The sequence below is a fragment of the Rhizobium anhuiense genome, from assembly GCF_003985145.1.
GTDB lineage: Bacteria > Pseudomonadota > Alphaproteobacteria > Rhizobiales > Rhizobiaceae > Rhizobium > Rhizobium anhuiense.
This window is the reverse complement of the sequence record NZ_ML133524.1, coordinates 144,098-164,891: the sequence shown is the minus strand read 5'-3', so window position 1 is coordinate 164,891 and position 20,794 is coordinate 144,098. Positions and strand designations below refer to the sequence as shown.

19 protein-coding genes and 1 pseudogene are annotated in these 20,794 nt (G+C 61.8%); 8 read left to right on the top strand and 12 right to left on the bottom strand.

What is annotated here, in order from left to right; genetic code table 11:
- Window positions 1-72 precede the first annotated feature (72 nt).
- Entirely contained in the window at window positions 73-2,241 is a 2,169-nt protein-coding gene (locus EEQ99_RS14080) for a GumC family protein (protein ID WP_127430636.1), read from the top strand.
- Between the two features lie 107 nt (window positions 2,242-2,348).
- Here the strand turns inward: EEQ99_RS14080 and EEQ99_RS14075 are convergent, their stop codons facing one another.
- Together EEQ99_RS14075 and EEQ99_RS14070 are read right to left on the bottom strand one after the other, a co-directional pair.
- Complete coding sequence (locus EEQ99_RS14075) at window positions 2,349-3,590, bottom strand: GNAT family N-acetyltransferase (RefSeq protein ID WP_127430635.1); 1,242 nt, start codon at window positions 3,588-3,590, stop codon at window positions 2,349-2,351.
- A gap of 118 nt (window positions 3,591-3,708) precedes the next feature.
- The gene (locus tag EEQ99_RS14070; RefSeq protein WP_018483581.1) at window positions 3,709-3,918 is read right to left on the bottom strand and encodes a DUF2842 domain-containing protein; all 210 of its coding nucleotides are present in this window, start codon (window positions 3,916-3,918) and stop codon (window positions 3,709-3,711) included.
- Between the two features lie 115 nt (window positions 3,919-4,033).
- Between EEQ99_RS14070 and EEQ99_RS14065 the strand changes: the two genes are divergently transcribed.
- Entirely contained in the window at window positions 4,034-5,137 is a 1,104-nt protein-coding gene (locus EEQ99_RS14065; RefSeq protein ID WP_127430634.1) for a COX15/CtaA family protein, read from the top strand.
- Between the two features lie 18 nt (window positions 5,138-5,155).
- Here the strand turns inward: EEQ99_RS14065 and EEQ99_RS14060 are convergent, their stop codons facing one another.
- The 7 genes from EEQ99_RS14060 to EEQ99_RS14030 all read right to left on the bottom strand — a co-directional run bounded on the left by EEQ99_RS14060 (window position 5,156) and on the right by EEQ99_RS14030 (window position 11,961).
- Window positions 5,156-5,947, bottom strand: coding sequence for a sulfite exporter TauE/SafE family protein (locus EEQ99_RS14060; RefSeq protein WP_127430688.1), 792 nt, complete (start codon window positions 5,945-5,947; stop codon window positions 5,156-5,158).
- A gap of 180 nt (window positions 5,948-6,127) precedes the next feature.
- Window positions 6,128-7,060 (bottom strand): N-acetyl-gamma-glutamyl-phosphate reductase, encoded by a 933-nt coding sequence (argC, locus tag EEQ99_RS14055; RefSeq protein ID WP_127430633.1) that lies wholly within the window; start codon window positions 7,058-7,060, stop codon window positions 6,128-6,130.
- Between the two features lie 61 nt (window positions 7,061-7,121).
- On the bottom strand, window positions 7,122-8,084 hold the full coding sequence (gene speB / locus EEQ99_RS14050) for an agmatinase (protein ID WP_127430632.1): 963 nt from the start codon (window positions 8,082-8,084) through the stop codon (window positions 7,122-7,124).
- Between the two features lie 223 nt (window positions 8,085-8,307).
- Entirely contained in the window at window positions 8,308-9,492 is a 1,185-nt protein-coding gene (gene cml / locus EEQ99_RS14045; RefSeq protein ID WP_127430631.1) for a CmlA/FloR family chloramphenicol efflux MFS transporter, read from the bottom strand.
- Window positions 9,493-9,810: 318 nt separating this feature from the next.
- Window positions 9,811-10,278, bottom strand: coding sequence for a 30S ribosomal protein S9 (rpsI, locus tag EEQ99_RS14040; RefSeq protein ID WP_047616469.1), 468 nt, complete (start codon window positions 10,276-10,278; stop codon window positions 9,811-9,813).
- 2 nt (window positions 10,279-10,280) lie between these two features.
- The gene (rplM, locus tag EEQ99_RS14035) at window positions 10,281-10,745 is read right to left on the bottom strand and encodes a 50S ribosomal protein L13 (protein ID WP_012483399.1); all 465 of its coding nucleotides are present in this window, start codon (window positions 10,743-10,745) and stop codon (window positions 10,281-10,283) included.
- Window positions 10,746-11,061: 316 nt separating this feature from the next.
- A complete protein-coding gene (locus EEQ99_RS14030) occupies window positions 11,062-11,961 on the bottom strand; it encodes a LysR family transcriptional regulator (RefSeq protein WP_174824456.1) in 900 nt (299 codons plus the stop codon).
- A 73-nt stretch (window positions 11,962-12,034) separates the two neighbouring features.
- Here EEQ99_RS14030 and EEQ99_RS14025 point away from each other — a divergent pair, with 73 nt between their 5' ends.
- Together EEQ99_RS14025 and EEQ99_RS14020 are read left to right on the top strand one after the other, a co-directional pair.
- Entirely contained in the window at window positions 12,035-12,265 is a 231-nt protein-coding gene (locus tag EEQ99_RS14025) for a DUF1127 domain-containing protein (protein ID WP_127430630.1), read from the top strand.
- Between the two features lie 99 nt (window positions 12,266-12,364).
- A pseudogene (locus tag EEQ99_RS14020) lies at window positions 12,365-13,196 on the top strand (enoyl-CoA hydratase).
- 1 nt (window position 13,197) lies between these two features.
- Here EEQ99_RS14020 and EEQ99_RS14015 read toward each other — a convergent pair.
- Together EEQ99_RS14015 and EEQ99_RS14010 are read right to left on the bottom strand one after the other, a co-directional pair.
- Window positions 13,198-14,034, bottom strand: coding sequence for an EamA family transporter (locus EEQ99_RS14015; RefSeq protein ID WP_127430629.1), 837 nt, complete (start codon window positions 14,032-14,034; stop codon window positions 13,198-13,200).
- 478 nt (window positions 14,035-14,512) lie between these two features.
- Window positions 14,513-14,836: a hypothetical protein gene (locus EEQ99_RS14010; protein ID WP_127430628.1), complete on the bottom strand. Its 324-nt coding sequence runs from the start codon at window positions 14,834-14,836 to the stop codon at window positions 14,513-14,515.
- A 121-nt stretch (window positions 14,837-14,957) separates the two neighbouring features.
- Between EEQ99_RS14010 and EEQ99_RS14005 the strand changes: the two genes are divergently transcribed.
- The 4 genes from EEQ99_RS14005 (at window position 14,958) to EEQ99_RS13990 (ending at window position 19,508) form a co-directional block, all read left to right on the top strand.
- The gene (locus EEQ99_RS14005; protein WP_048338657.1) at window positions 14,958-15,386 is read left to right on the top strand and encodes a CoA-binding protein; all 429 of its coding nucleotides are present in this window, start codon (window positions 14,958-14,960) and stop codon (window positions 15,384-15,386) included.
- A gap of 117 nt (window positions 15,387-15,503) precedes the next feature.
- The gene (locus EEQ99_RS14000; RefSeq protein ID WP_047616478.1) at window positions 15,504-16,787 is read left to right on the top strand and encodes an O-acetylhomoserine aminocarboxypropyltransferase; all 1,284 of its coding nucleotides are present in this window, start codon (window positions 15,504-15,506) and stop codon (window positions 16,785-16,787) included.
- 17 nt (window positions 16,788-16,804) lie between these two features.
- Window positions 16,805-17,155 carry a cupin domain-containing protein gene (locus EEQ99_RS13995; RefSeq protein WP_047616480.1) on the top strand — a complete coding sequence of 117 codons (351 nt, stop codon included), beginning with the start codon at window positions 16,805-16,807 and terminating at the stop codon, window positions 17,153-17,155.
- Between the two features lie 223 nt (window positions 17,156-17,378).
- Window positions 17,379-19,508: a bifunctional diguanylate cyclase/phosphodiesterase gene (locus tag EEQ99_RS13990; protein ID WP_127430627.1), complete on the top strand. Its 2,130-nt coding sequence runs from the start codon at window positions 17,379-17,381 to the stop codon at window positions 19,506-19,508.
- A 20-nt stretch (window positions 19,509-19,528) separates the two neighbouring features.
- Here EEQ99_RS13990 and EEQ99_RS13985 read toward each other — a convergent pair whose 3' ends face one another.
- Window positions 19,529-20,773 carry a cytochrome P450 gene (locus EEQ99_RS13985; RefSeq protein WP_063474299.1) on the bottom strand — a complete coding sequence of 415 codons (1,245 nt, stop codon included), beginning with the start codon at window positions 20,771-20,773 and terminating at the stop codon, window positions 19,529-19,531.
- Between the last annotated feature and the right edge of the window lie 21 nt (window positions 20,774-20,794).

The following is a 20,794-nucleotide window of genomic DNA, read 5'->3' as shown; positions in this document are numbered from 1 at the left end:
GCAAGGTCGCCATTAACCGTTGAGTTACCATGGTCGTTTACGCTTGCGGCACCTTTGTTGTGGAGTAAGAGCATGTCCAGCGTAGCTCGTGATCAGGATGTGGACATCGACCTCGGCCAGTTGGCCCGCGCGGTCTGGGCGCGCCGTCTGCGGATTTTGACGATCACCCTCGTGGGGGCGGGCGTCGCCTTTGCCGGCGCCAAGATCATGTCGCCGCAATATCGCAGCGAAACGCGCATCCTCATCGAACCCCGTGCGCCGGCCTTTGCCAACACCCAGCAGGTCAACGACGCCAGCGCCGGTCCGCTGATGGATGAACTCAACATCGCCAGCCAGGTGCAGCTCCTGCAATCGGCAGATCTCCTCAAGAAGGTGATCAACGACCTGAAGCTCTACAACCTGCCGGAATTCGACGATGCCGCCAACGGCTCGGCGATGAGCAGCATCCTGGTGAAGCTGCACCTGAAAAAGAACCCGCTGGAAAATCCGCCGGAGGAGCGCGTCATCGATGCCTTCGTCGAACGCCTGCAGGTCTATCAGGTGCCGGGTTCACGCGTCATCGGCATCAATTTCACTTCCAAGGACCCGAAACTCGCCGCCGCCATTCCGAACGCCATGGCGAATGTCTACCTTTCGACCCAGAGCGGCGCCAAGCTCGATTCCAACTCCGAGGCAACCCGCTGGCTGGAGCCGGAGATCGAAAGCCTGCGCGGGAAGGTCAGCGAAGCCGAGAAGAAGGTCGCCGAATACCGCACGTCGCACGGGCTGTTGCAGACGAACGGCACCACCACTTTCCCGGCCCAGCAATTGAACGATATCTCCGCTGAGCTGACCCGCGTGCGGGGCGACAAGGCCAATGCCGAGGCGAGGGCGCAGGCGGTGCGCAATGCGCTGTCGTCGGGCGAAGCCTCCGATACGCTGCCCGACATCATGTCCTCGCAGGCGATCCAGCGGCTGAAGGCGACGGAATCCGGCCTGCAGTCGCAAATATCCGATCTGCAGACCAGTCTTCTCAACAACCATCCGCGGCTGAAAAGCCTGCGTGCGCAGCTCGCCGATATCCGTACCCAGATCCGCCAGGAGACGCAGAAGATCCTGACGAGCATCGAGAACGAGTCCAAGGTCGCAGATCTCCGCGCCAGCGAACTCGAGCGCCAGTCGGACACCGTGCAGGCCACCAGCGCCCGCGCCGGTGAGGATGAGGTCGGCCTCAATGCGCTGGAGCGTGAGGCGAACGCCCAGCGCCAGCTGCTCGAAACCTATCTGGTGCGCTACCGCGAGGCCGCCTCCCGCGCCGACAGCAATTCGAGCCCCGCGGATGCCCGTATCGTGTCCAGGGCTGTCGAGCCGGTCGATCCCTATTTCCCGAAAGTGGTGCCGATCGTCGTCGTCGCTGCCGTCGCGACGCTGATCATGAGCGCCATCATCACCATGCTGGCCGAACTCTTCAGTGGCAGGGCGCTCCGCCCGGTGGATGCCTCCCCTGAAGCAATCGAGGTGGAAGCAGCCGTCGAGGAGAAGCATGTGCCGCAGGCCGCTCCGATCGCCGCGGCCGCCAGAAAGCCCGTCCAGCCGAGCATGCTCGCCGTGGTCGCTGACGAGGATGAGCCGGTAGAGGACGTGAAGGCTGCCGAGGAGGCACCGGAGGACGACAATGAATTCTCCATCTCGTCGGTCGCGGATTATCTGACCGGCAGCCGTGCGCCGCTGGCAATCGCGATATCGCCGACCGGTGACAATGGTTCGGCGGCGACGGTTTCGCTGACCCGCACGCTCGCCGACGCCGGCCGCCGCGTCATCCTCATCGATATGACCGGTTCCGGCTACCCCACGGAACTGATGGTCGAGGATCAGGCCGCCCTTGGCGTCACCGACCTGCTTTGCGGCGAAGCCGCCTTCGGCGACACGATCCACAGCGACCGCCTGTCCGATGCCCATCTGATCCCGCAGGGACAGAGCGACGTGCGCCGGGCCATGCGCGGTGTCGACCGGCTGTCGCTGCTGCTCGATGCGCTTGCCGCCGCCTACGACCTCGTGGTGGTCGAATGCGGCTCGGCCGATGTCGCCGGCGTCTCGCGGCTGACGCGCAGCCGCGACGTCGAGATCATCCTCTCGCTGCCTGAAGTCGAAGAGACCATCTTCGTTACACTGATGACGGAATTCCAGGCTGCAGGCTATGAGCGCGTCGTGCTGATGTCGGGCGGCGAAGGGGCCGAGCAGGAGTTCGGCCGGGCGGCCTGAACGGTTAAAGCATGTCGCGCAAAAGTGTGCCGCGGTTTTGCGGCAACGACATGCGTAAAAACAAAAGGATAGAGCGGTTCTGCGTTTCAGTTAAAAGCTGAACCGCTTTAGCCAATTCGTGCCCGGATGCTCTGGGCGAATTTATAGAGCTTCGGGCGCGCCTTGATATGGGCCTTGCCGCGGGTGACGATCCGGTGGGCGGCGCCGGCGAGAACGCCGAACGGCGAGACCGGCAGCACCACGTCGTAATGGGCGGTCTCCACGGGCGCCCAGGAGCGCTTGTAGGTCTGGTCGCCGAGGCCGAAATCGAACAGCTCGACACCCTTGCCATGCAATCCCGAAATGGTCTGCCAATAGAGGAATTCGCCGGGGCTCGTATCTGGCACGAGCTCTTCATCGATCGCGCCGAACTGGCAGATGATGTGGTCACCCTTGCGCGAGATGCCCGATATCGCGGCGATCTTGCCCTCAAGCGCGCCCTTGAGCCGGAGCACCTGCATCTGCAGCCCGAAATACTGCCTGCTGTCATCCAGCTTGTCGAGCAAGCCATGCAGGAAGGCCTGCGTTTCCCCGTCGGCGAAAACGTCGGGCAGGCCGAGGCTGGCAAAGCGGGCGCTCTTCAGGCCGAAGAAGATATCGAGCAGGCGATGCTGCTCTTCCGATGTCGCGGGAATGACGTATTCGAAGCCGCCGGCTGCCTCGAGGCGCTTCGACTGAACACGGAATTTCTTGCGCCGGTTCTTGGCGTTGAGCTGCTTCAGCGTTTCCTCGAAAGTCGAGAAGAACGGCAGCTGGTAGGCATGATTCTGGTTCTGCACCATCGGCAGCCCCGTGAGCGGGGTCTGTCGCCCACGCCATTCCAGCGGAATGTTCTGCAGCAGCAGCAGATCAGCCCGGCCCTTGAGCGCCTGCTGAAGCTGGCCGGCGAACTTGCCGGCATCGATGGACCCGCCGCTTTCTGCAAAACTCTCGGAGAACAGGCCGGTATTGATGTTGCTGTGATCGGCACCGATGAACTTCGCGATCGCCAGTCCCCGGGACTTGACGATTTCGACCGGCAGAATGAAAGCCGTCTGGCCGGCATGGGTGCCTTTGAGGATTGCAAGCGGCCGCTGGAAGGCGCTCACCCAGGCGGCGCACCAGTCGTAGCTTTGATGGAGTGATTGCAGATTGTCGCGCTCCAGAGCCCGCCAGTCATCTTCCAGCGGTTGCATCGCGTCGAAGACGTCGATGTCGATTTCCGCCATGGCGAGTTTCATGCTCAGCTGACGCAGGCGCGACATGGCCGTATCGGCCAGCGCCACCGTGTCGGACGGCTGTTCATGGACATCGAGCTTTTGCGTCTGCACGGTTTTCTCCGGTCAAGAATGCTGAACGGGAACGTAGGTATGGCAGACGTATATTTGGTTTAACCGCGCGCGGTGGGCGAGGTTTTCCGCGCATCACGGTTATTCGGCCGTTAATGGCCTACCGCTGCGGCGGCCCGGCCATCCATTTGATGATCACCATCGCCGGCAATACCCAGAGCAGGCCGGTGAGCAGGAAATAGAGCAGATGTCCCCACCAGGGCGCGTTGCCGAGCGTTGCCACCGCGATCGTGTTCGCCACCAGCGCATAGACGAGCACGAGCACGATGATGAGGATCGTGCCGATGAATTTGCGGAGGCGGACGGGCATCGGTTATCTCTCGGCATGGAGGGGGCGAACCGGCGCGACGGCATGCCGCAAAGGTTCGGGGCTTGTTTTGCATGAGCCGGTGGGGCAAATCAACTGCCGGATAGAAGGAGACATCATGGCCGTCGCAAACCCGATCATGGAACAGGCGATCCTGAGCGAAGTGCGCAAGCAGAATCGCGACCGCCGCGCCTTGCGCCTCTGGCTCGGCTTCGTGCTTTTGGCGCTCTTCTGTCTCGTGCTCGTCGGCGGCGCCACGCGGCTGACCAATTCCGGCCTGTCGATCACCGAGTGGAAGCCGATCCATGGCGTCATCCCGCCGCTGTCGGCCGCCGAATGGGAGGAGGAATTCCGCCTCTACCAGCGCATTCCCGAATTTCAGCAGTTGAACAGTTCGATGACCGTCGACGAGTTCAAAGGCATCTTCTGGTGGGAATGGGCACATCGGCTGATCGCCCGTGGCATCGGCGTGATCTTCGCGCTGCCGCTGATCTATTTCTGGCTGACGGGGCGCATCGAAAAGCGCCTGCGCTGGCCGCTTCTGGGCATCCTGGCGCTCGGCGGCCTACAGGGTTTTATCGGCTGGTGGATGGTGTCCTCTGGCCTTTCCGTCCGCACCGACGTCAGCCAGTACAGGCTCGCCACGCATCTCGTCATGGCCTGTCTGATTTTTGCCGGCTGCATGTGGATCATGCGCGGTCTCTCCAGACATTCCGACGATCCGCCGCCGGCGCGAAGCTCGCGCGCCTTTGCCGCAGCGATCGCCATCTTCTCGCTGTTCCAGATCTATCTTGGCGCGCTGGTGGCGGGGCTCGACGCCGGTTTTTCCTACAATACCTGGCCGCTGATGGATGGCGCCGTCATCCCCTCCGATCTGCTGATCCAGCAGCCCTTCTGGATCAATGCCTTCGAGAACCCGAAGACAGTGCAATTCATCCACCGCATCGGCGCCTACACGCTCTTCGCATTGACGCTGATCAACATGGCGATCGCCCTTCGCGCAGCACCTTGGACCACCCATGCACGCCGCGCCGTGCTGCTTTTCGCACTGGTGACGCTGCAGGCGGCGATCGGCATCGCCACGCTGCTGATGCAGGTGCCGCTTCATTGGGGCCTGCTGCATCAGGCCGGTGCGCTGGTGGTTTTCGGTTTCGCCGTCGCCAACTGGCGCGGCTTTTACGGCGAATATCCGCACGGGACGATGATCACCGAGCGCGATTGATGCCGTCGCTGCTGGGTTCTACCGCAGCACCCCATCGAGCAGCGGCATGCCGATGATCGCGGCGGCCGCGATCAGGACATAGCAGGCGATGCGGAAGGTCCGTTCTTCGGCAAGCCCGAACAGTTTCGAGCCGCCATAGAGCCCGACCGCATAACTCGGCAGAATGACGACGGTGAGCGCGAAGACGGCAGGCACGAACAGTCCGCCGACATAGTAGCTGATGGCGCTGAAAACGCTGGAAATCGAGAAATAGAGCACGACATTTGCCCGGACGCGGGTGAAGTCGCTCTTGCCGCCGAGCCAATAGGCGACAACCGGCGGTCCGCCGAGCTGCGCGGCGCCGCTGAAAAGCCCGGCGATCAGCCCGACGCCGCTGGTGAGCGGCGCGGACGCCTCTCCGTGGTAGCGCCATCCCGATATCAGCAGCGCAAGCAGGCAGATGGCGATGATCGTGATGCTCCAGCGCAGGAGCAGCGGGTCGAGTAACGCCAGTATCGCCGTGCCGGCCGGAATGCCGAGCGCAGCACCTGCCGCCATGACGAAGACTTCTCGCCGGTTGGCGCCGCGCCAGGCCGGCGGGATCATCCCGAGTGAGGCAATGCCGTCGATGACGAGCAGGATCGGTGAGATCAGCTTCGGCCCGACGATCGCGCCGCCGAGCGGAACGAAGATCAGTGCGGCGCCGAAGCCGGAAAAGCCGCGGGCGAGTCCGGCGATGAAGGCAAAGACCATCAGCGCATAGATGCCTTGGTCGGGCAGGGCGGCGGTAAACCATGCGTGCACGCCATCGACCAGCGCATCGAGCGTCATGACATCAGGCTCCGTGATTCGGGAAAGGCAGGCGAGGAAGATCCGCTCTCATAGCCCAATCGTCGCCGATGATCGAGCCAAAAGCGGAACTGCGGCCGCCGAGGCGGGCGGCCGCGAGATCATGATGATGAGATCGACGCGAAGTTTGAGCGGCATCACGTCGATACCGCTGCTCACGCTTTACGAGGCGAGCATCAGGTCCATGTTCTGGACGGCGGCGCCGGCAGCGCCCTTGCCGAGATTGTCGAGCAGCGCCACGAGGTTCACCTGCGAAGCGCCTGGTGTGCCGAAGACGAAGAGCTTCATCGTGTCCTTGCCTTCGAGCTCGACGGCGTTGATACGGGCGAGCGTCTTGCTTTCGGCCAGCGGTACGACACTGACGATATCCTGGCCGGCATAATGAGCGATGAGCGCAGCATGAATGCTCTCCATCGTCGTGCCCTCGGCGAGATCGTCGAGATGCAGCGGCACCTGCACGATCATCCCTTGAGCAAACTTGCCGACCGACGGCGAGAAGATCGGCGCGCGGTCGAGCAGGCCGTGCACGGTCATCTCGGGCACATGTTTGTGGGTCAGCGGCAGGCCGTAGAGGAAATGCGGCGCGGTGATCGCATCCGGGTGATCCGGGTTTTCCATCTGCGCGATCATCTGCTTGCCGCCGCCGGTATAACCGGAGACCGCGTTGACCGTGACGGGATAACCGTCCGGCAAAATGCCGGCGGCGCGCAGCGGCCGAATGAGGCCGATCGCGCCGGTGGGGTAGCAGCCGGGATTGGCGACGAAACGGGCGGCCTTGATCCTGTCGGCCTGCGCGCCGTCCATTTCGGCAAAGCCATAGGCCCAGCCGGGATTGACGCGGAAGGCGGTCGAGGTGTCGATGACGCGCACATTGTTGTTGGCCGAAACCATCTGAACCGCTTCCTTCGATGCGTCGTCGGGCAGGCAGAGAATAGCGATATCGGCGCTGTTCAGCATGTCCTCGCGCAGCGCGGCGTTGCGCCGCTCGGCTTCTGGAATGGACAGAAGCTCGACATCGCGGCGGCCGGCCATGCGCGTGCGGATCTGCAGACCCGTCGTGCCGTGTTCGCCGTCGATGAAGATTTTCGGTGCCATGTTAAACCTGCGCTTTCAATGGGTTCTGAAGGTTTCCGGATTCAGTTTGAGCGATGATAGGTCAGCCTTGTGACACGGCGATGGCGCGTCGCTCGGCATGAAGTCCCAGCATATACATCGCCACCGTTGCCCCCGCAATGGCGGTGATATCGGCATGATCATAGGGTGGCGATACCTCGACGACATCGGCGCCGCGGATATCGAGCTGGTGCAGGCGCTGCAGCACCGAGAGGATCTTGGCGCTCGACGGCCCGCCGGCCACCGGCGTGCCGGTGCCCGGCGCAAAGGCCGGATCGAGGCAATCGATATCGAAGGTGAGATAGGCCGGCGCGCCGCGCGTATGGGTGATGATCGCCGAGGCGATATCGCCGGCACTCATCTCCTCGACCTGGTGACCATAGAGAATATTGACGCCGCAATCCTCCGGCGCATGGGTGCGGATGCCGATCTGGATCGAGCGGTCGGGATCGATGATGCCTTCGCGAGCCGCTCGCGCCACGAAGGAGCCATGGTCGATGCGCCGTTCCTCGTCGAACCAGGTGTCCTGGTGCGCGTCGAACTGCACGAGCGCCAGCGGCCCATGTTTTGCCACATGGGCTTTCAGCAGCGGCCAGGTGACGTAATGATCGCCACCGAGCGTCAGCAGAAAGGCGCCGCTGTCGAGGATGACATTCGCCTGGCGTTCGATGGCGGCGGGCGTATCCTGATGATTGCCGTAGTCGAGCAGGCAATCGCCGTAGTCGATCACGGCCATGTCGGCGAACAGATCGCGATTGAAGGGATATTGCGCATCATTGTCGAAGATCGCCGAGGCGCGCCGGATCGCCTGCGGCCCGAAGCGTGTGCCCGGCCTGTTCGATGTCGCGGCATCGAAGGGAATGCCCCAGACGGCGACGTCGACGCCGGCGAGCTCCTTGGTGAAGCGGCGGCGCATGAAGGACAGCGCGCCGGCAAAGGTCGGGTCGCTGGCGGCCGAAGTGAGGCTGGTCGCCGTGAAGGCGTGGTCAATCGATCTGTTCGCCAAGTCATGCTCCTTTTTTCGGTTGCAAAACCATAGTCGCGTTCGGTGCGGACGCTGCGTTGCATGATCACCGTTCGGCGCCGGAGCGTCGGGTGGCGGTCTCGCGAAGGAATTGGCTGCTCCCTTGCGCTGGGAAAGGGGTAGGCGAGGTGCGGGCAGATTTCAAGCTATCGATCGGATGACGGCCGCTCGTTCCGATCGAGCGGTCGTTCTTGACCATCTGCTGTCAGGCCGGTTGCCGCAGGGACCACAATCCGGCGAGCGTCGCCAGCGCGCTCGCAGAGATATAGCCGACGAGCGGCCAGGCGCTGTCGCCGCCGAGCAGAAGTACGAAGACCGTTCCGGCAAAGCCGACGATGATGCTCTCGACGCAGAAATACAAGGCGACCGCTGTTCCCGCCGTGTCGCCAAAGGCATCGAGCGCGCCGTTGGCGGTCACCGCCGTCGCCAGGACGATGCCGATCGCGATGATCCACATCGGCACGACGAAGCTGACAAAGGAGGGCTGCAGAAACAATTCTCCAAAGGCAAGCAGCGCGGCGCCGAGAAGCAGCGTCGCCATGCCTCTGGCAAGGCTGCCTGCAATGCCCCAGCGCATGACGAAGCGTTTGGCGAAAGGCGCGGTCACGACCATCACCAGCGCTACCGTGGCAAAGGCGACGCTGAAGCCGATGCCGGAGAAACCGGCTCTGTCGATCAGGACGCGGGGTGCCGTCGAGAAGAAGACGAAGAAGGCACCCATCGCCGTGCTGAAGCCTGATGTATAGACCCAGAACGGAAAGCTCTTAAGGATCGGGCGGAGGGCGATCTTCGCGGCGGCGGCGGGACGGGTCTCATGCCACCGAAAACCGGCGTTGAAAAGGGCGGCAACCGAAAGGAGGCCGATGACGAGGAAGATGGCGCGCCAGCCGAAGCGATCCGCGATCAAGGCTCCGGCGATCGGGCCTAATGCCGGCACGAAGGAGAGGATGGAGCCGAGCAGGCTATAGATCGTGCTGCTTTCGGGGCGCCCCGCGTAGACGTCGCGCACTGTTGCGAAAGTCGCGACCAGGGCCGCTGACGCGCCGATTGCCTGCAACAATCTCAAGGCCACGAAAAGCGGTGCCGACGAGGTGCCGGCAAGCAGCAAGGAGGAAGCGGCAAAGAGTGCCGTGCCTGCGAGCAGGACGGGCCGTCGTCCGACAATATCGGAAATCGGGCCGAAGACGATCTGCCCGGCGCCGAGCACAAGCATATAGAGGCTGAGGGTCAGTTGGATGACGGCCGGCGAGGTGCCGAGCGCCTCCGGCATAACAGGCACAATCGGCAGATAGATATCCATGGCGAGAGAGGTCAGGATGTCGAAAGGCGCCATCAGCAGCAAGGCTGCCGGCAGGGAATAGGTCCAGCGCTGGATTTTGGGATAAGACATGGGAAGCATCCGCTCAAATGATTTCATTCGGCGGCGATCTGTCTTTTCATCAGTATCGGAATTGGCCGGACAGACGCCGCAACAACAGGGCAGGGTTGTTGCGGCCTATTTGTCTGCGGACTTGGTTGTTCCCATGATACGACCCTGACTGCGGCTTCGCTCATTCGCGAAGCGCTTTGCCCAGTTTCTACCAGCAGAGTTTCTACCAGCAGAACCGAAATGCGACAATGGCAGCCGGCACGCTTCCGCCTGGGTTGAACAGCGCAAATAAAAAGGCCGGGTTTCCCCGGCCTTCGTAATTCCGTCTGTCCGAAGCGATTAACGCTTGGAGAACTGGAAGGAGCGGCGGGCCTTTGCCTTGCCGTACTTCTTGCGTTCGACGACGCGGCTGTCGCGGGTCAGGAAGCCGCCCTTCTTCAGCACCGAGCGCAGGCCCGGCTCGAAGTAGGTCAGCGCCTTGGAGAGACCGTGGCGAACAGCGCCGGCCTGGCCGGACAGGCCACCGCCGGCAACGGTTGCGACGATGTCGAACTGGCCGTCACGGGCAGCCGCAACGATCGGCTGGCGCAGGATCATCTGCAGCACCGGACGGGCGAAATATTCCGCGAATTCCTTGCCGTTGATGATGATCTTGCCGGAGCCCGGCTTCACCCAGACGCGGGCGACGGCGTTCTTGCGCTTGCCGGTCGCGTAGGAGCGGCCGAGCGAATCGACCTTGCGGACGTGGGCCGGAGCAGCAGCTTCGGAAGCCGTGCCGAGATCCTTCAGGGAGGAGAGGTCAGCCATGATCAGGCGCTCCTTACGTTCTTTTTGTTGAGCGCGGCAACGTCGAGGGCGACCGGCTGCTGGGCTTCATGGGGATGGTTGGAGCCGGCGTAAACGCGCAGGTTCTTCATCTGGCGACGGCCGAGCGGGCCACGCGGAACCATGCGTTCGACGGCCTTTTCGAGGACGCGCTCCGGGAAGCGGCCTTCGATGATCTGGCGTGCGGTGCGTTCCTTGATGCCGCCGGCATAACCGGTGTGCCAGTAGTAGACCTTGTCGGAATACTTCTTGCCGGTGAAAACGACCTTGTCGGCATTGATGACGATGACGTTGTCGCCGTCGTCAACGTGGGGCGTGAAGGTTGCCTTGTGCTTGCCGCGCAGGCGCATAGCGATGATGGAAGCGAGACGGCCAACGACCAGCCCTTCGGCGTCGATGATCACCCACTTCTTCTCCACCTCTGCAGGCTTCTGGGAGAAGGTTGCCATAGTGAATACTCTCTTTTGGGACCCTTGGCCCTAGGGCTTAAAGGGCGTTTCTTGTTGCTTGGATTGGCAGGCGCGAGGCATGCCAAAAAGAAAGCAGCCCGGACAGGCTGCGTTCTGGCGCGGTGTATAAAGGGAATGTGACATCGGGTCAATATCGACTCTTCCGACGCCTGTAAAAAATTCCAAGCGAAAACAATATGTTAGATGTATGGTATTATGATACCTCACATTTGTTAGGTAGTGAACTGGGGAGGCTGACGTTTTTTATCTCGTCGCTGCCGGCTTTTGAAACCGCATCCCGCGGTCGAAAGCGGCCCTAACCTTTGAACTCGCGCAGGCATTTCATCATTTCGCGAAGGCCGCGTGTCAGATGTTTGTCCCGGCGCAGCACCATGCCGAGGCGGCGCGTGAGCCGCGGATTCAGCGATGATGTCGTCACCAGACCGGCGCGTTCGCGCTTCAGCGCCAGTCCCGGCAGGATCGACCAGCCGAGCCCCACCGCCACCAGTTCCTTGATTGCCTCGATGCTGCCGAACTCCATCGCGGGGCGGATTCTGGTATTGGGAGCGGCAAGCCACCCATCGATTGCCCGCCGCGTATTGCCTCCCTCGTAAAGCAGCAGCGTCCTGTCGCGCATGAAGGCGGCGTCCGGCCCGCCTTCGGGAATGAGACTGCCTGCGGGAGCGACGGCCAGCAGTTCCTCCTCGTAGAAGGGTTCGATCTCGAAGTTCCGTCCCGATGCCGGCAGGGCGATGACGGCGATGTCGAGGCTATTGTCCTCCAGATCGCGCAGAACGTCATCGGCATCACCGATGCGCACGGTGATTTCGAGGCCGGGCATGCGTTTTCTGGCGGCGGCGATGGCGCGTGGCAGCAGATGAATCGACGCCGTGCCGCCGCTGCCGATGCGCACGCGGCCGCTTGCGCCATCTCTGTACGGCAGCATCGCTTCTTCCGCCGCCGCCGATTCCTGCAGCAGGCGTCGTGCATGCGCGAGAAGATCGAGACCTGCCGCGGTGGGCTGCGCCCGTCGCCCGACGCGCTCGATCAGCCGGACACCGAGCCGCTGTTCGAGGCCCTTTACCTGCAGGCTGACGGCCGGTTGAGTGAGGCCCTCCTTGTCGGCTGCAGCCGTAAAGCTTCCGAGATCGGCAACATTGACGAAGGTCGCGAGTTGATCGAGGTTGAGCGCCATGCCAAAGAAATCCTTATACATATCATAATATCTATAAGCTTCTTTCGTGGCGTCTTCCAGCGCATCTTTCATCCCTTGAAGAAGGGAAGAACAGATGGCTTTGGAAACAAGCGGGATCTTTGTGGCGCCTCGCGATATCGTTCGATCGAAACTGCGCCGCCTGGCGCGTTGGGGCCTGCGGCGGGTGGCCGTCATCGAACATCATCTCGAAAAGCGTCGTAGCCGCCGCACGCTGTCCGAACTCACCGACGACGAGCTTCGCGATGTCGGTCTGACGCGTGCGCAGGCAAGTGCCGAGGCATCGAAGTCGTGGTTCTGGTCCTGACGGCAGCGGCTTACGCGCGGAGTGCGGATCCTGCTCGAAATTGCCAGCGCCTTGTGGCAAAACGTCTGCTGGAATCGAGCGGGCGCAGGGAGCAGCATCATGGCCGAAATCGTATCCTTCCCGGACGCAGCCAGGGCAGAAGAGTGCGGATTGCTGACCCGCTCGCTGCGCGACGGCGTGCTGCGGTTGGTGCTCAACAATCCGCCGGCCAATGTGCTTTCGATCGCGCTTCTCGAAGCGCTGATGCACGAGTTGGAGACGGCCGAGGCGGATTCGGATGTGCGCGTCGTCGTCATCGCTTCGACCGGCAATGTCTTTTCCGCCGGGCATGATCTCAAGGAACTCACGACCCATCGCGCCGATGAAGATCAGGGGGCCGGCTTTCTTCGAAAAGTCCTTCCGGCTCGCTGCCGATCTAATGCTGAAGATCGCCCATCTGCCGAAGCCTGTCATCGCCGAGATCGACGGGCTTGCAACGGCTGCCGGCTGTCAGCTGGTTGCCTCCTGCGATCTGGCGATCTGCACTGACAGTTCGACATTCTGCACGCCGGGCGTCAACATCGGCCTGTTCTGTTCGACGCCGATGGTTGCCGTTTCCCGTGCCGCGCACCGCAAGCAGGCAATGGAAATGCTGCTGACCGGCGAGACGATCGACGCCTCGACCGCCAAGGATTTCGGCCTCGTCAACCGCATCGTGCCAAAACAGTATCTGGTGCAGGTCGTGTCCAAATATGCGGCGGTGATCGCCAGCAAATCGCCGATGGCGCTGAGGATCGGCAAGGAAGCCTTCAACCGCCAGCTCGAACTGCCGGTGGAGGCGGCCTATGATTATACCGCCAAGGTGATGGTCGAAAACATGCTGACGCAGGACGCGCAGGAAGGGATCGGCGCCTTCCTCGGCAAGCGTATGCCGGAATGGAAGGGCGAATGACTCACGCCAGTTTCAGAACCAGTCCGCCGATTGCGATAACCACGCCGGCGACGTAGCGCCAGATGCTGGCCTTTTCCTTGAAGACGGTGATCGAGATCACCAGCGCAAAGAGGATCGCGGTTTCGCGCAGAGCGGCGACGGTCGCGACCGGGGCTTTCGTCATCGCCCAGAGCGCCAGCCCGTAGGAAGCGATCGAGCCGGCGCCGCCGATGAGGCCGCGCCACCAGTTGCGACGGACGTGGCGCGCGACGGCGGCAGCGCCGCGCTGCGACGCTGCCCAGGCAAACAGCAGCACCGGCGGCAACAGCGACATCCACAAAGTGTAGGAAACCGCATTGCCGGAGATGCGTGCGCCGATACCGTCGACATAGGTGTAGCTGGCGATGACGCAGGCATTGGCAAGCGCGAACATGACGGCGCGGCTGCTGCCGCGCCGCGCCTCCAAAGCCAGCGTCAGCACCCCGGCCGAAATCGTCATCGTGCCGGCAAGAGCGCCCCAGGAAAGATCTTCCTTGAGGATGAAACCGCTTGTCGCGGCAATCAGCAGCGGTGCGCTGCCACGCATCAATGGATAGACGAGGCCGATATCGCCGGCGCGGTAGGCGGCGGCGACCAATTGAAAATAGGCGAATTGCAGGATGGCCGAGGCGCCGATGAACGGCCAGGCTGAGGCTTGCGGCAGCGGCAGGAATGCCAGGAACGGCAGCGCCGAAACCGCACCGCCGGCCGAGATCAGTGCCGCATCGAGGGATTTGTCGCTCCCCGCCTTGACGATGGCGTTCCATGTCGCGTGCAGCAGTGCACCGATGAGAACGAGCAGGATGACGTCGAGAGGCAAGGGAGTAAATCCGGAAAGGATGAGAAGAAGCGGAACACGCCTCGCTTCAGCGTTTCGAATTCCTGAAAAGACAACTGAGATTTGCACGAAAATGCACGGCGGCGGCCGCTTATGCGGTCATGTGTCGAATAGCATTCTTTCAGTAGGTGAACAATGGTGGCTCATTGGAGCAATTTTTACGTGCGCGCGACATGCGTTCAATCCAGGCGCTCCTTTCAACTATGAGATGTTTCTAATGGACATAAGAACATAGCGCGGCATTATCATGAACAAAAGGAGAAACAAGCTGTCGGAACTCGGAAGCAGATTATCCTATGCTGCTGAAATATAGATATTATTCTATAACTTTGACATAGGGGAAAATTAAAGCTTTTGATTGTGCAATCTTCAAAAAATCGCAGCGCGGGATTGAGCCCCAAACCTTTCGCAAGCGCGAAAGACGTATAGTTTCCCGCGGCCGTTACAACCGTTAAAACCATCAAAGTTGATGATGAGGAACGAAAAGCATCCCGTCAAGGTTGTCGATGTTCTGGCAGTTCAGGACCGGGCAGCGGGGATCGTCCTTCGAGGGAATATGCGTCCATTCCGCATAATCGGTCGCGTCGCAATAATTGCTGTTGCGGACATAGCGATCGTAGAGCGGCAAGCCGCGGGGAGACTGGTAGCGGAAGATGACGGCGCCCTGATTGTGGATGGCGGCGCGCACGCTGGCACAGCTCATGGTGAGCGGATTGTAGCGCGAGATCGCCAGCGCCGGCGATGCGGCAAGCACGAGCATGAGGGCAAGAGCGATTTTTTTCATCGAATCATCCTCAGGGAGTATCCAATTCATATATACGGAAAAGACGCCCAGCCGGTTTCACGGAAATGCAAAAAAACATGCGGGGCCGTGCTGAAGGGCTTTCGGGAGTGGAGACACGGACATGAATCACGACGCTTACACGGATGACTACCTCGCCGGAATCCTGCATTCGGTAAAGACCATCGCTCTGACCGGCGCTTCGCCCAATCCGGCCCGGCCGAGCAACGGCGTCATGGGTTATCTGCTGTCGTGCGGCTATGAGGTCATTCCTGTCAATCCGGGGCAGGCGGGTAAGCAGATTCAGGGCCGTACCGTGTATGCCCGGCTCGCCGACATTCCCGTGCCGATCGACATGGTCGACGTATTTCGCGCCTCCGAATATCTGGACGGGGTCATCGAGGAGGCGCTGGCGCTGAGCCCGCTGCCGAAGATCATCTGGTCTCAACTTGGTGTCCGCGACGATGCGGCGGCGGCAAAGGCGGAGGCCGTCGGTGTCAAGGTGGTGATGAACCGTTGCCCGGCGATCGAATATCCTCGTCTCATTGCCTGAGTTGCTGTTGGCGGAGACGGATTTTCCACGGAACGCCCGCGGGTTGAAACGGATCGCGATTAACTTTCGTTCGTGAGTGGTTATGATCCCGCTCGTCAGCAATAACGGGAGGACGACATGGCCAAGAACGATCCGGGATTCAACACGTTGGCGATCCATGCCGGCGCACAGCCCGACCCGGCGACCGGCGCGCGGGTAACGCCGATCTACCAGACGACCGCTTTCGTCTTCAATGATTCCGATCATGCCGCCGCCCTCTTCGGCCTGCAGGCCTTCGGCAACATCTACACCCGCATCATGAACCCGACCCAGGCCGTGCTCGAGGAGCGTGTCGCAGCGCTCGAGGGCGGCACGGCAGCACTTGCCGTCGCCTCCGGCCATGCAGCGCAGATGATCGTCTTCCACACCATCATGCGCCCCGGCGAGAACTTCATCGCTGCGCGCAGGCTCTATGGCGGCTCGATCAACCAGTTCGGCCATGCCTTCGAGAATTTCGGCTGGCAGGTGCGCTGGGCCGATTCCGACGATCCGGCAAGCTTCGAAAGCCAGATCGACGACAAGACGCGCGGTATCTTCATCGAAAGCCTGGCCAATCCCGGCGGCACCTTCGTCGATATTGCCGCTATCGCCGACGTCGCACACCGCAACGGCCTGCCGCTGATCGTCGACAACACGTTGGCGACCCCCTATTTCATCCGTCCGATCGAGCATGGCGCCGACATCGTCGTACATTCGCTGACGAAATTTCTCGGCGGCCACGGCAATTCCATGGGCGGCCTCATCGTCGACGGCGGCACCTTCGACTGGTCGAAATCCGGCAATTACCCGATGCTGTCGAGCCCGCGGCCGGAATATAACGGCATGGTCCTGCACGCGACGTTCGGTAATTTCGCCTTTGCGATCGCTGCCCGCGTGCTCGGCCTGCGCGATCTCGGGCCGGCGATTTCGCCCTTCAACGCCTTCCTGATCCTGACCGGCATCGAGACGCTGCCGCTTCGCATGCAGCGCCACAGCGACAATGCGATCGCCGTCGCCAAGTGGCTGAAGGCGCACAGCAAGATCGCCTGGGTGAATTATGCCGGCCTCGACGACGACCCGAACCATGCCCTGCAGCAGCGCTATTCGCCGAAGGGCGCCGGCTCCATCTTCACCTTCGGCGTCAAAGGCGGCTATGAGGCGGGCAAGACGCTGGTCGAGGGACTGGAGCTCTTCTCCCACCTCGCCAATATCGGCGACACCCGTTCGCTCGTCATCCATCCGGCCTCGACGACGCACCGGCAATTGACCGACGAGCAGAGGATCGCCGCCGGCGCCGGGTCTGACGTCGTGCGCCTTTCCGTCGGCATCGAGGACGTCAAGGACATCATCGCCGATCTCGAACAGGCGCTCTCGAAGATCTGAGATCAAAGGGGTCCATAATGACCACGGCAAATTTCATCACCTTCAGCATCGACGGCGTCCAACCGGAGTTCGGCGCTCCGGAGCCCGGCCGGATCATCTCGGGCGATCCGCAATTCCGTAGCTGGAACCTGGAGGAGGCCGAAGGTGGCCTCTATTCCGGTATCTGGGAGGCGACGCCGGGCAAGTGGCGGATTGTCTACGAAGAGTGGGAATATTTCAGCCTGCTCTCCGGCCATTCGATCGTGACGGAGGAGGGCGGCGAGCCGGTGCATCTGAAGGCGGGTGATCGGATGATCCTCAGGCCCGGCTTTAGGGGAACGTGGGAAGTCGTTGAAACGACTCGCAAGGATTATGTGATCAAGGTTTGAGCAGACCGACGCCGGCGACCCCGGGCCTGTCCCGGTTTGCGGCGATAATGGCCTGTTTTTCCGCCAATGACAGCGCTTCTTTGCCGGATAGAACGCTTTTAACCAATCCCATTAATCGGGCCTACATCGTCAAATGCTAGATCTGATCTGCAGCGCATTGCGGACATGATGTCTCCTGCCGTCCCACAGACATGGCCTTGCAATTAATCTTTGCGGAATTTGCATGTCGTCGAATCTTGCAGGTAGGCACGTTCGGACTCAGACGTCTTCCATCATTGCGACAACCGTCTGCTTCCTCGTCGTCGCTCTCGTCCTGACCGGCCTTATGGCTCATGTCGTCGTCAAGATGACCCGGTCGGCAAACGAGATCGACGATGCCAGGGCCAATCGCGCTGCCCGCGCCGCAATCGGCGCATTTGTGGCTCGCCTGGGTTCGACAACGACTGACAATGCCGTATGGGACGATGCCTATCGTGCGACCTCATCGCCGACCGCCGCCGATTGGGCCTATGAGAATTGGGGAAAAACCAGCGAGGATTACGCGCTCTATGACGGCGCGATCGTCATCGGCCCCGACCGGTCTTCGGTTGTCTCGGCCTATGCCAAAGGCAAGCCCTTCCAGCCGAGCGCGTTTTTTGGCGAAACCTTTGATCAGCAGATCAATGCGGCCGCCGATCCTGGGCGGGCGCCGGTGGTCAATTTCATCAAGACCGAGAGCGGCGTCGCGCTGATCGCCTCGCAGGCAATCCAGCCGTTCGAGGCGAGCGGCGAGCTTCCGAAGCTCAGCACGTTGAGCTTCTACAAGGACATCACGCCTGAGGTTCTCGACACGCTCTCGAACGAACATGAACTCGAAGGCCTGCACCTCGAGACGACGCCCAAGCCGGCGTTCCTGAACGCGCCGATCACCGACATGAAGGGGGCCGTCATCGGCTATCTCGTCTGGCCGAGCAAGGCGCCCGGAAGCACCGTGTTTCATCAGGTTGCTCCTTACGTCGCGGCCGCTATCGCCATCCTTGCGCTGTTCCTGATCGGCGTTCTGATGGTTGGCGCGTCCGAGGCGCGACGCCTGCGCCAGTTGGCGCAAGCAGCACTTTTCGAGGCGGGCCATGATAGCCTGAGTGGCCTGTTGAACAGGCATGGGCTTCTCAGCCTGCTGGAAGACCTGGAGGATGTGGGCTCTACGCCACTCCGGCTCTATCTGGTCGACCTTGATGGCTTCAAGGCCGTCAACGATGCCTGGGGGCATGCGGTGGGGGACGATTTGATCCGGCTGGTCTCGAACGCGCTGACCGCCTGCCACCCCGAAGTCGTTGCCGCGGCCCGGCTGGGGGGCGACGAATTTGCATTGGTGCACGTCGGATCCGCTACGTGCGAAGACATGGAAAAGACCATTCTGGCGCTGTTTACCGAGCCCTTCAAAATCGACGGACGAACGATCGAAGTCGGCGCAAGCATCGGAGCGGCTGCGCTCAACGGAGACATTCCGCCTTTGGAGCTGCTCCGCAGAGCGGATATGGCCCTCTATCGCGCCAAGACAAATGGCAGGGGTCAGGCGATCGAATACGATCCTGAACTGGACCGGGAACGCCAACGCGTCGCCGAGCTGGAAGGCCTGTTGAAGCACGCCATCAGCAGTGGCGCGATCGAAGCCGTTTTCCAGCCTCTCGTCTCCGCCACAACAGGCGCCGTCACTGGTCTTGAGACGTTGGCACGCTGGCGAACGGCGACGGGCAACATCAGTCCGGAGATTTTCATCCCGCTTGCCGAGAGATGCGGCCTCATCGATGCGCTTGGCGTTCATATGCTCAGAACATCGATCGAGCATGCCAAGAACTGGCCCGATCTGGCATTGTCGGTGAATGTTTCGCCGATCCAGCTCTGCAATCCGGAATTTGCCGCCGAAGTGATCTCGGTGCTGCAGGAACTCGATTTCAATCCAAGCCGGCTGACGCTGGAGATCACCGAAGGTGTCCTGATGACAAATCCGGACCAGGCGCGACGATCGATAGATCAGCTGAAGCGCGTCGGCATCAAGTTTGCGCTCGATGACTTCGGCTGCGGCTACGCCAGCATTGGCGCATTGCGGCAGTTCGGGTTTGATCGCATGAAGATCGACCGCTCGCTCGTGTCGGCTCTCGACGAAGGCGCAAATGGCGCCGATGTTCTTCGGGCGACCATTTCCCTGGCGACCGCCCTGCAGATTCCGGTGACCGCCGAAGGGATCGAGAATACCCGCCAGGCGGCGATCTTGCGCGACGCCGGCTGCGATCAGCTGCAGGGATATCTGCTTGGAAGACCTATGTCGGCACACGACATATCCAGCAAGCTGGAAGAAGAGTCAGCCGCATGACTTTCCAGGCGCGGCGGTGATCACCATTGCAGATCCAGCCGGTCCAGCCCGTGGAAATGGTAGACGTCCTTGACCACCGGCGTCTTTGACAGTTTGAGACCGGGAAGCCGTTCGAACAGGATCGGCAGCACGACATTGAGCTCCAGCCGGGCCAGCGGCGCGCCGATGCAGAAATGGATACCGGCGCCGAAGGAGAGGTTCGCCGCCTCGTTGCGATCCGGCCGGAAGGCGAGGGGATCGGTGAATTTCGCCGGGTCGAGATTGGCGGCGGCGAGGATGAGGCTCACCTTGTCGCCGCGCTTGAAGGAGACGCCGTCGATTTCGGCAGGCTCCAGCGCCCAGCGCTGGAAGATGTGCACCGGCGCGCCGATGCGCAAGGTTTCCTCGACCGTGCGCTCCGTCGTCGCTTCGTCCCGGAAGAGTTCCGAGGGATCGCAGCCGCTGTCGAGGATGATGCGCACGGAATTGCCGATCTGGTGCACGGTCGCCTCATGCCCGGCATTGAGCAGCACGATCGTCGTCGAGACGAGCTCCTCCTCGGTCAGATATTGGCCCTTGTGCTCGGTATGGATCATGTGGGTAAGCAGGTCGTCGCGCGGCTCGGCGCGGCGTTCTGCGATCACCGTCTTGACGTAGTCGGAAAATTCCTTGGCCGCCCGTTCGGCCTCTTCCTCCTGCTCGCGCGTGCGGCCGAACATGTACATGCGGACATAGGCGTGCGACCAGGCAAGCAGCTGCGGCCCCATCTCCTCGGGAATGCCGATCATCCGGGCGATCATCGTCACCGGGATGATGTCGGCAAAGGCCGAGAGCAGCTCGACCTCGCCCTTTTTCGCGAAGCCGTCGATCAGCCGGTTGGCGAGTTCGGCAAGCTCCGGTTTCATCTTCTCGACATGGCGGGAGACGAAGGCGCGGTTGACGAGCGTGCGCAGCCGCGTGTGCTCGGGCGGTTCGAGTTCGAGCAGGGAATACCGTTCCGAGAGATCGAAACTGGCAAGATGCGGCATCGGCTCGGCAAGGCCGAGCTCCTCGCGGCTGGCGATATGCAGGATCTGCCGGCCGAAGCGGCGATCGCGCAGCAGCGCGTTCACATGGTCGTAGCCTGTGAAGAACCACTGCTTCTGCTCGCTCCAGTAGAAGGTCGGGCAATGGGCGTGAAGTGCTGCATAGGCGGCATTCGGGTTGCCGTAGAAGGCCGGGTTGCGGCCGTCCAGCGAGACGTGGCGGCGAGCCGGATCGATCGAGAGAAAGGACGGTATCATCATGTCCCGAGGCTTAGCGGATTT

Coding starts and splice junctions, on each gene's coding strand:
- rpsI (WP_047616469.1), bottom strand. CDS start 10,278: ATGGCTGACCTCTCCTCCCTGAAGGATCTCGGCACGGCTTCCGAAGCT.
- cml (WP_127430631.1), bottom strand. CDS start 9,492: ATGTCTTATCCCAAAATCCAGCGCTGGACCTATTCCCTGCCGGCAGCC.
- argC (WP_127430633.1), bottom strand. CDS start 7,060: ATGGCACCGAAAATCTTCATCGACGGCGAACACGGCACGACGGGTCTG.
- rplM (WP_012483399.1), bottom strand. CDS start 10,745: ATGGCAACCTTCTCCCAGAAGCCTGCAGAGGTGGAGAAGAAGTGGGTG.
- EEQ99_RS14070 (WP_018483581.1), bottom strand. CDS start 3,918: ATGCCCGTCCGCCTCCGCAAATTCATCGGCACGATCCTCATCATCGTG.
- EEQ99_RS14000 (WP_047616478.1), top strand. CDS start 15,504: ATGGCCAAGAACGATCCGGGATTCAACACGTTGGCGATCCATGCCGGC.
- EEQ99_RS14025 (WP_127430630.1), top strand. CDS start 12,035: ATGGCTTTGGAAACAAGCGGGATCTTTGTGGCGCCTCGCGATATCGTT.
- EEQ99_RS14010 (WP_127430628.1), bottom strand. CDS start 14,836: ATGAAAAAAATCGCTCTTGCCCTCATGCTCGTGCTTGCCGCATCGCCG.
- EEQ99_RS13990 (WP_127430627.1), top strand. CDS start 17,379: ATGTCGTCGAATCTTGCAGGTAGGCACGTTCGGACTCAGACGTCTTCC.
- EEQ99_RS14060 (WP_127430688.1), bottom strand. CDS start 5,947: ATGACGCTCGATGCGCTGGTCGATGGCGTGCACGCATGGTTTACCGCC.
- EEQ99_RS14080 (WP_127430636.1), top strand. CDS start 73: ATGTCCAGCGTAGCTCGTGATCAGGATGTGGACATCGACCTCGGCCAG.
- EEQ99_RS14030 (WP_174824456.1), bottom strand. CDS start 11,961: ATGTATAAGGATTTCTTTGGCATGGCGCTCAACCTCGATCAACTCGCG.
- EEQ99_RS14005 (WP_048338657.1), top strand. CDS start 14,958: ATGAATCACGACGCTTACACGGATGACTACCTCGCCGGAATCCTGCAT.
- EEQ99_RS14065 (WP_127430634.1), top strand. CDS start 4,034: ATGGCCGTCGCAAACCCGATCATGGAACAGGCGATCCTGAGCGAAGTG.
- EEQ99_RS13985 (WP_063474299.1), bottom strand. CDS start 20,773: ATGATGATACCGTCCTTTCTCTCGATCGATCCGGCTCGCCGCCACGTC.
- EEQ99_RS13995 (WP_047616480.1), top strand. CDS start 16,805: ATGACCACGGCAAATTTCATCACCTTCAGCATCGACGGCGTCCAACCG.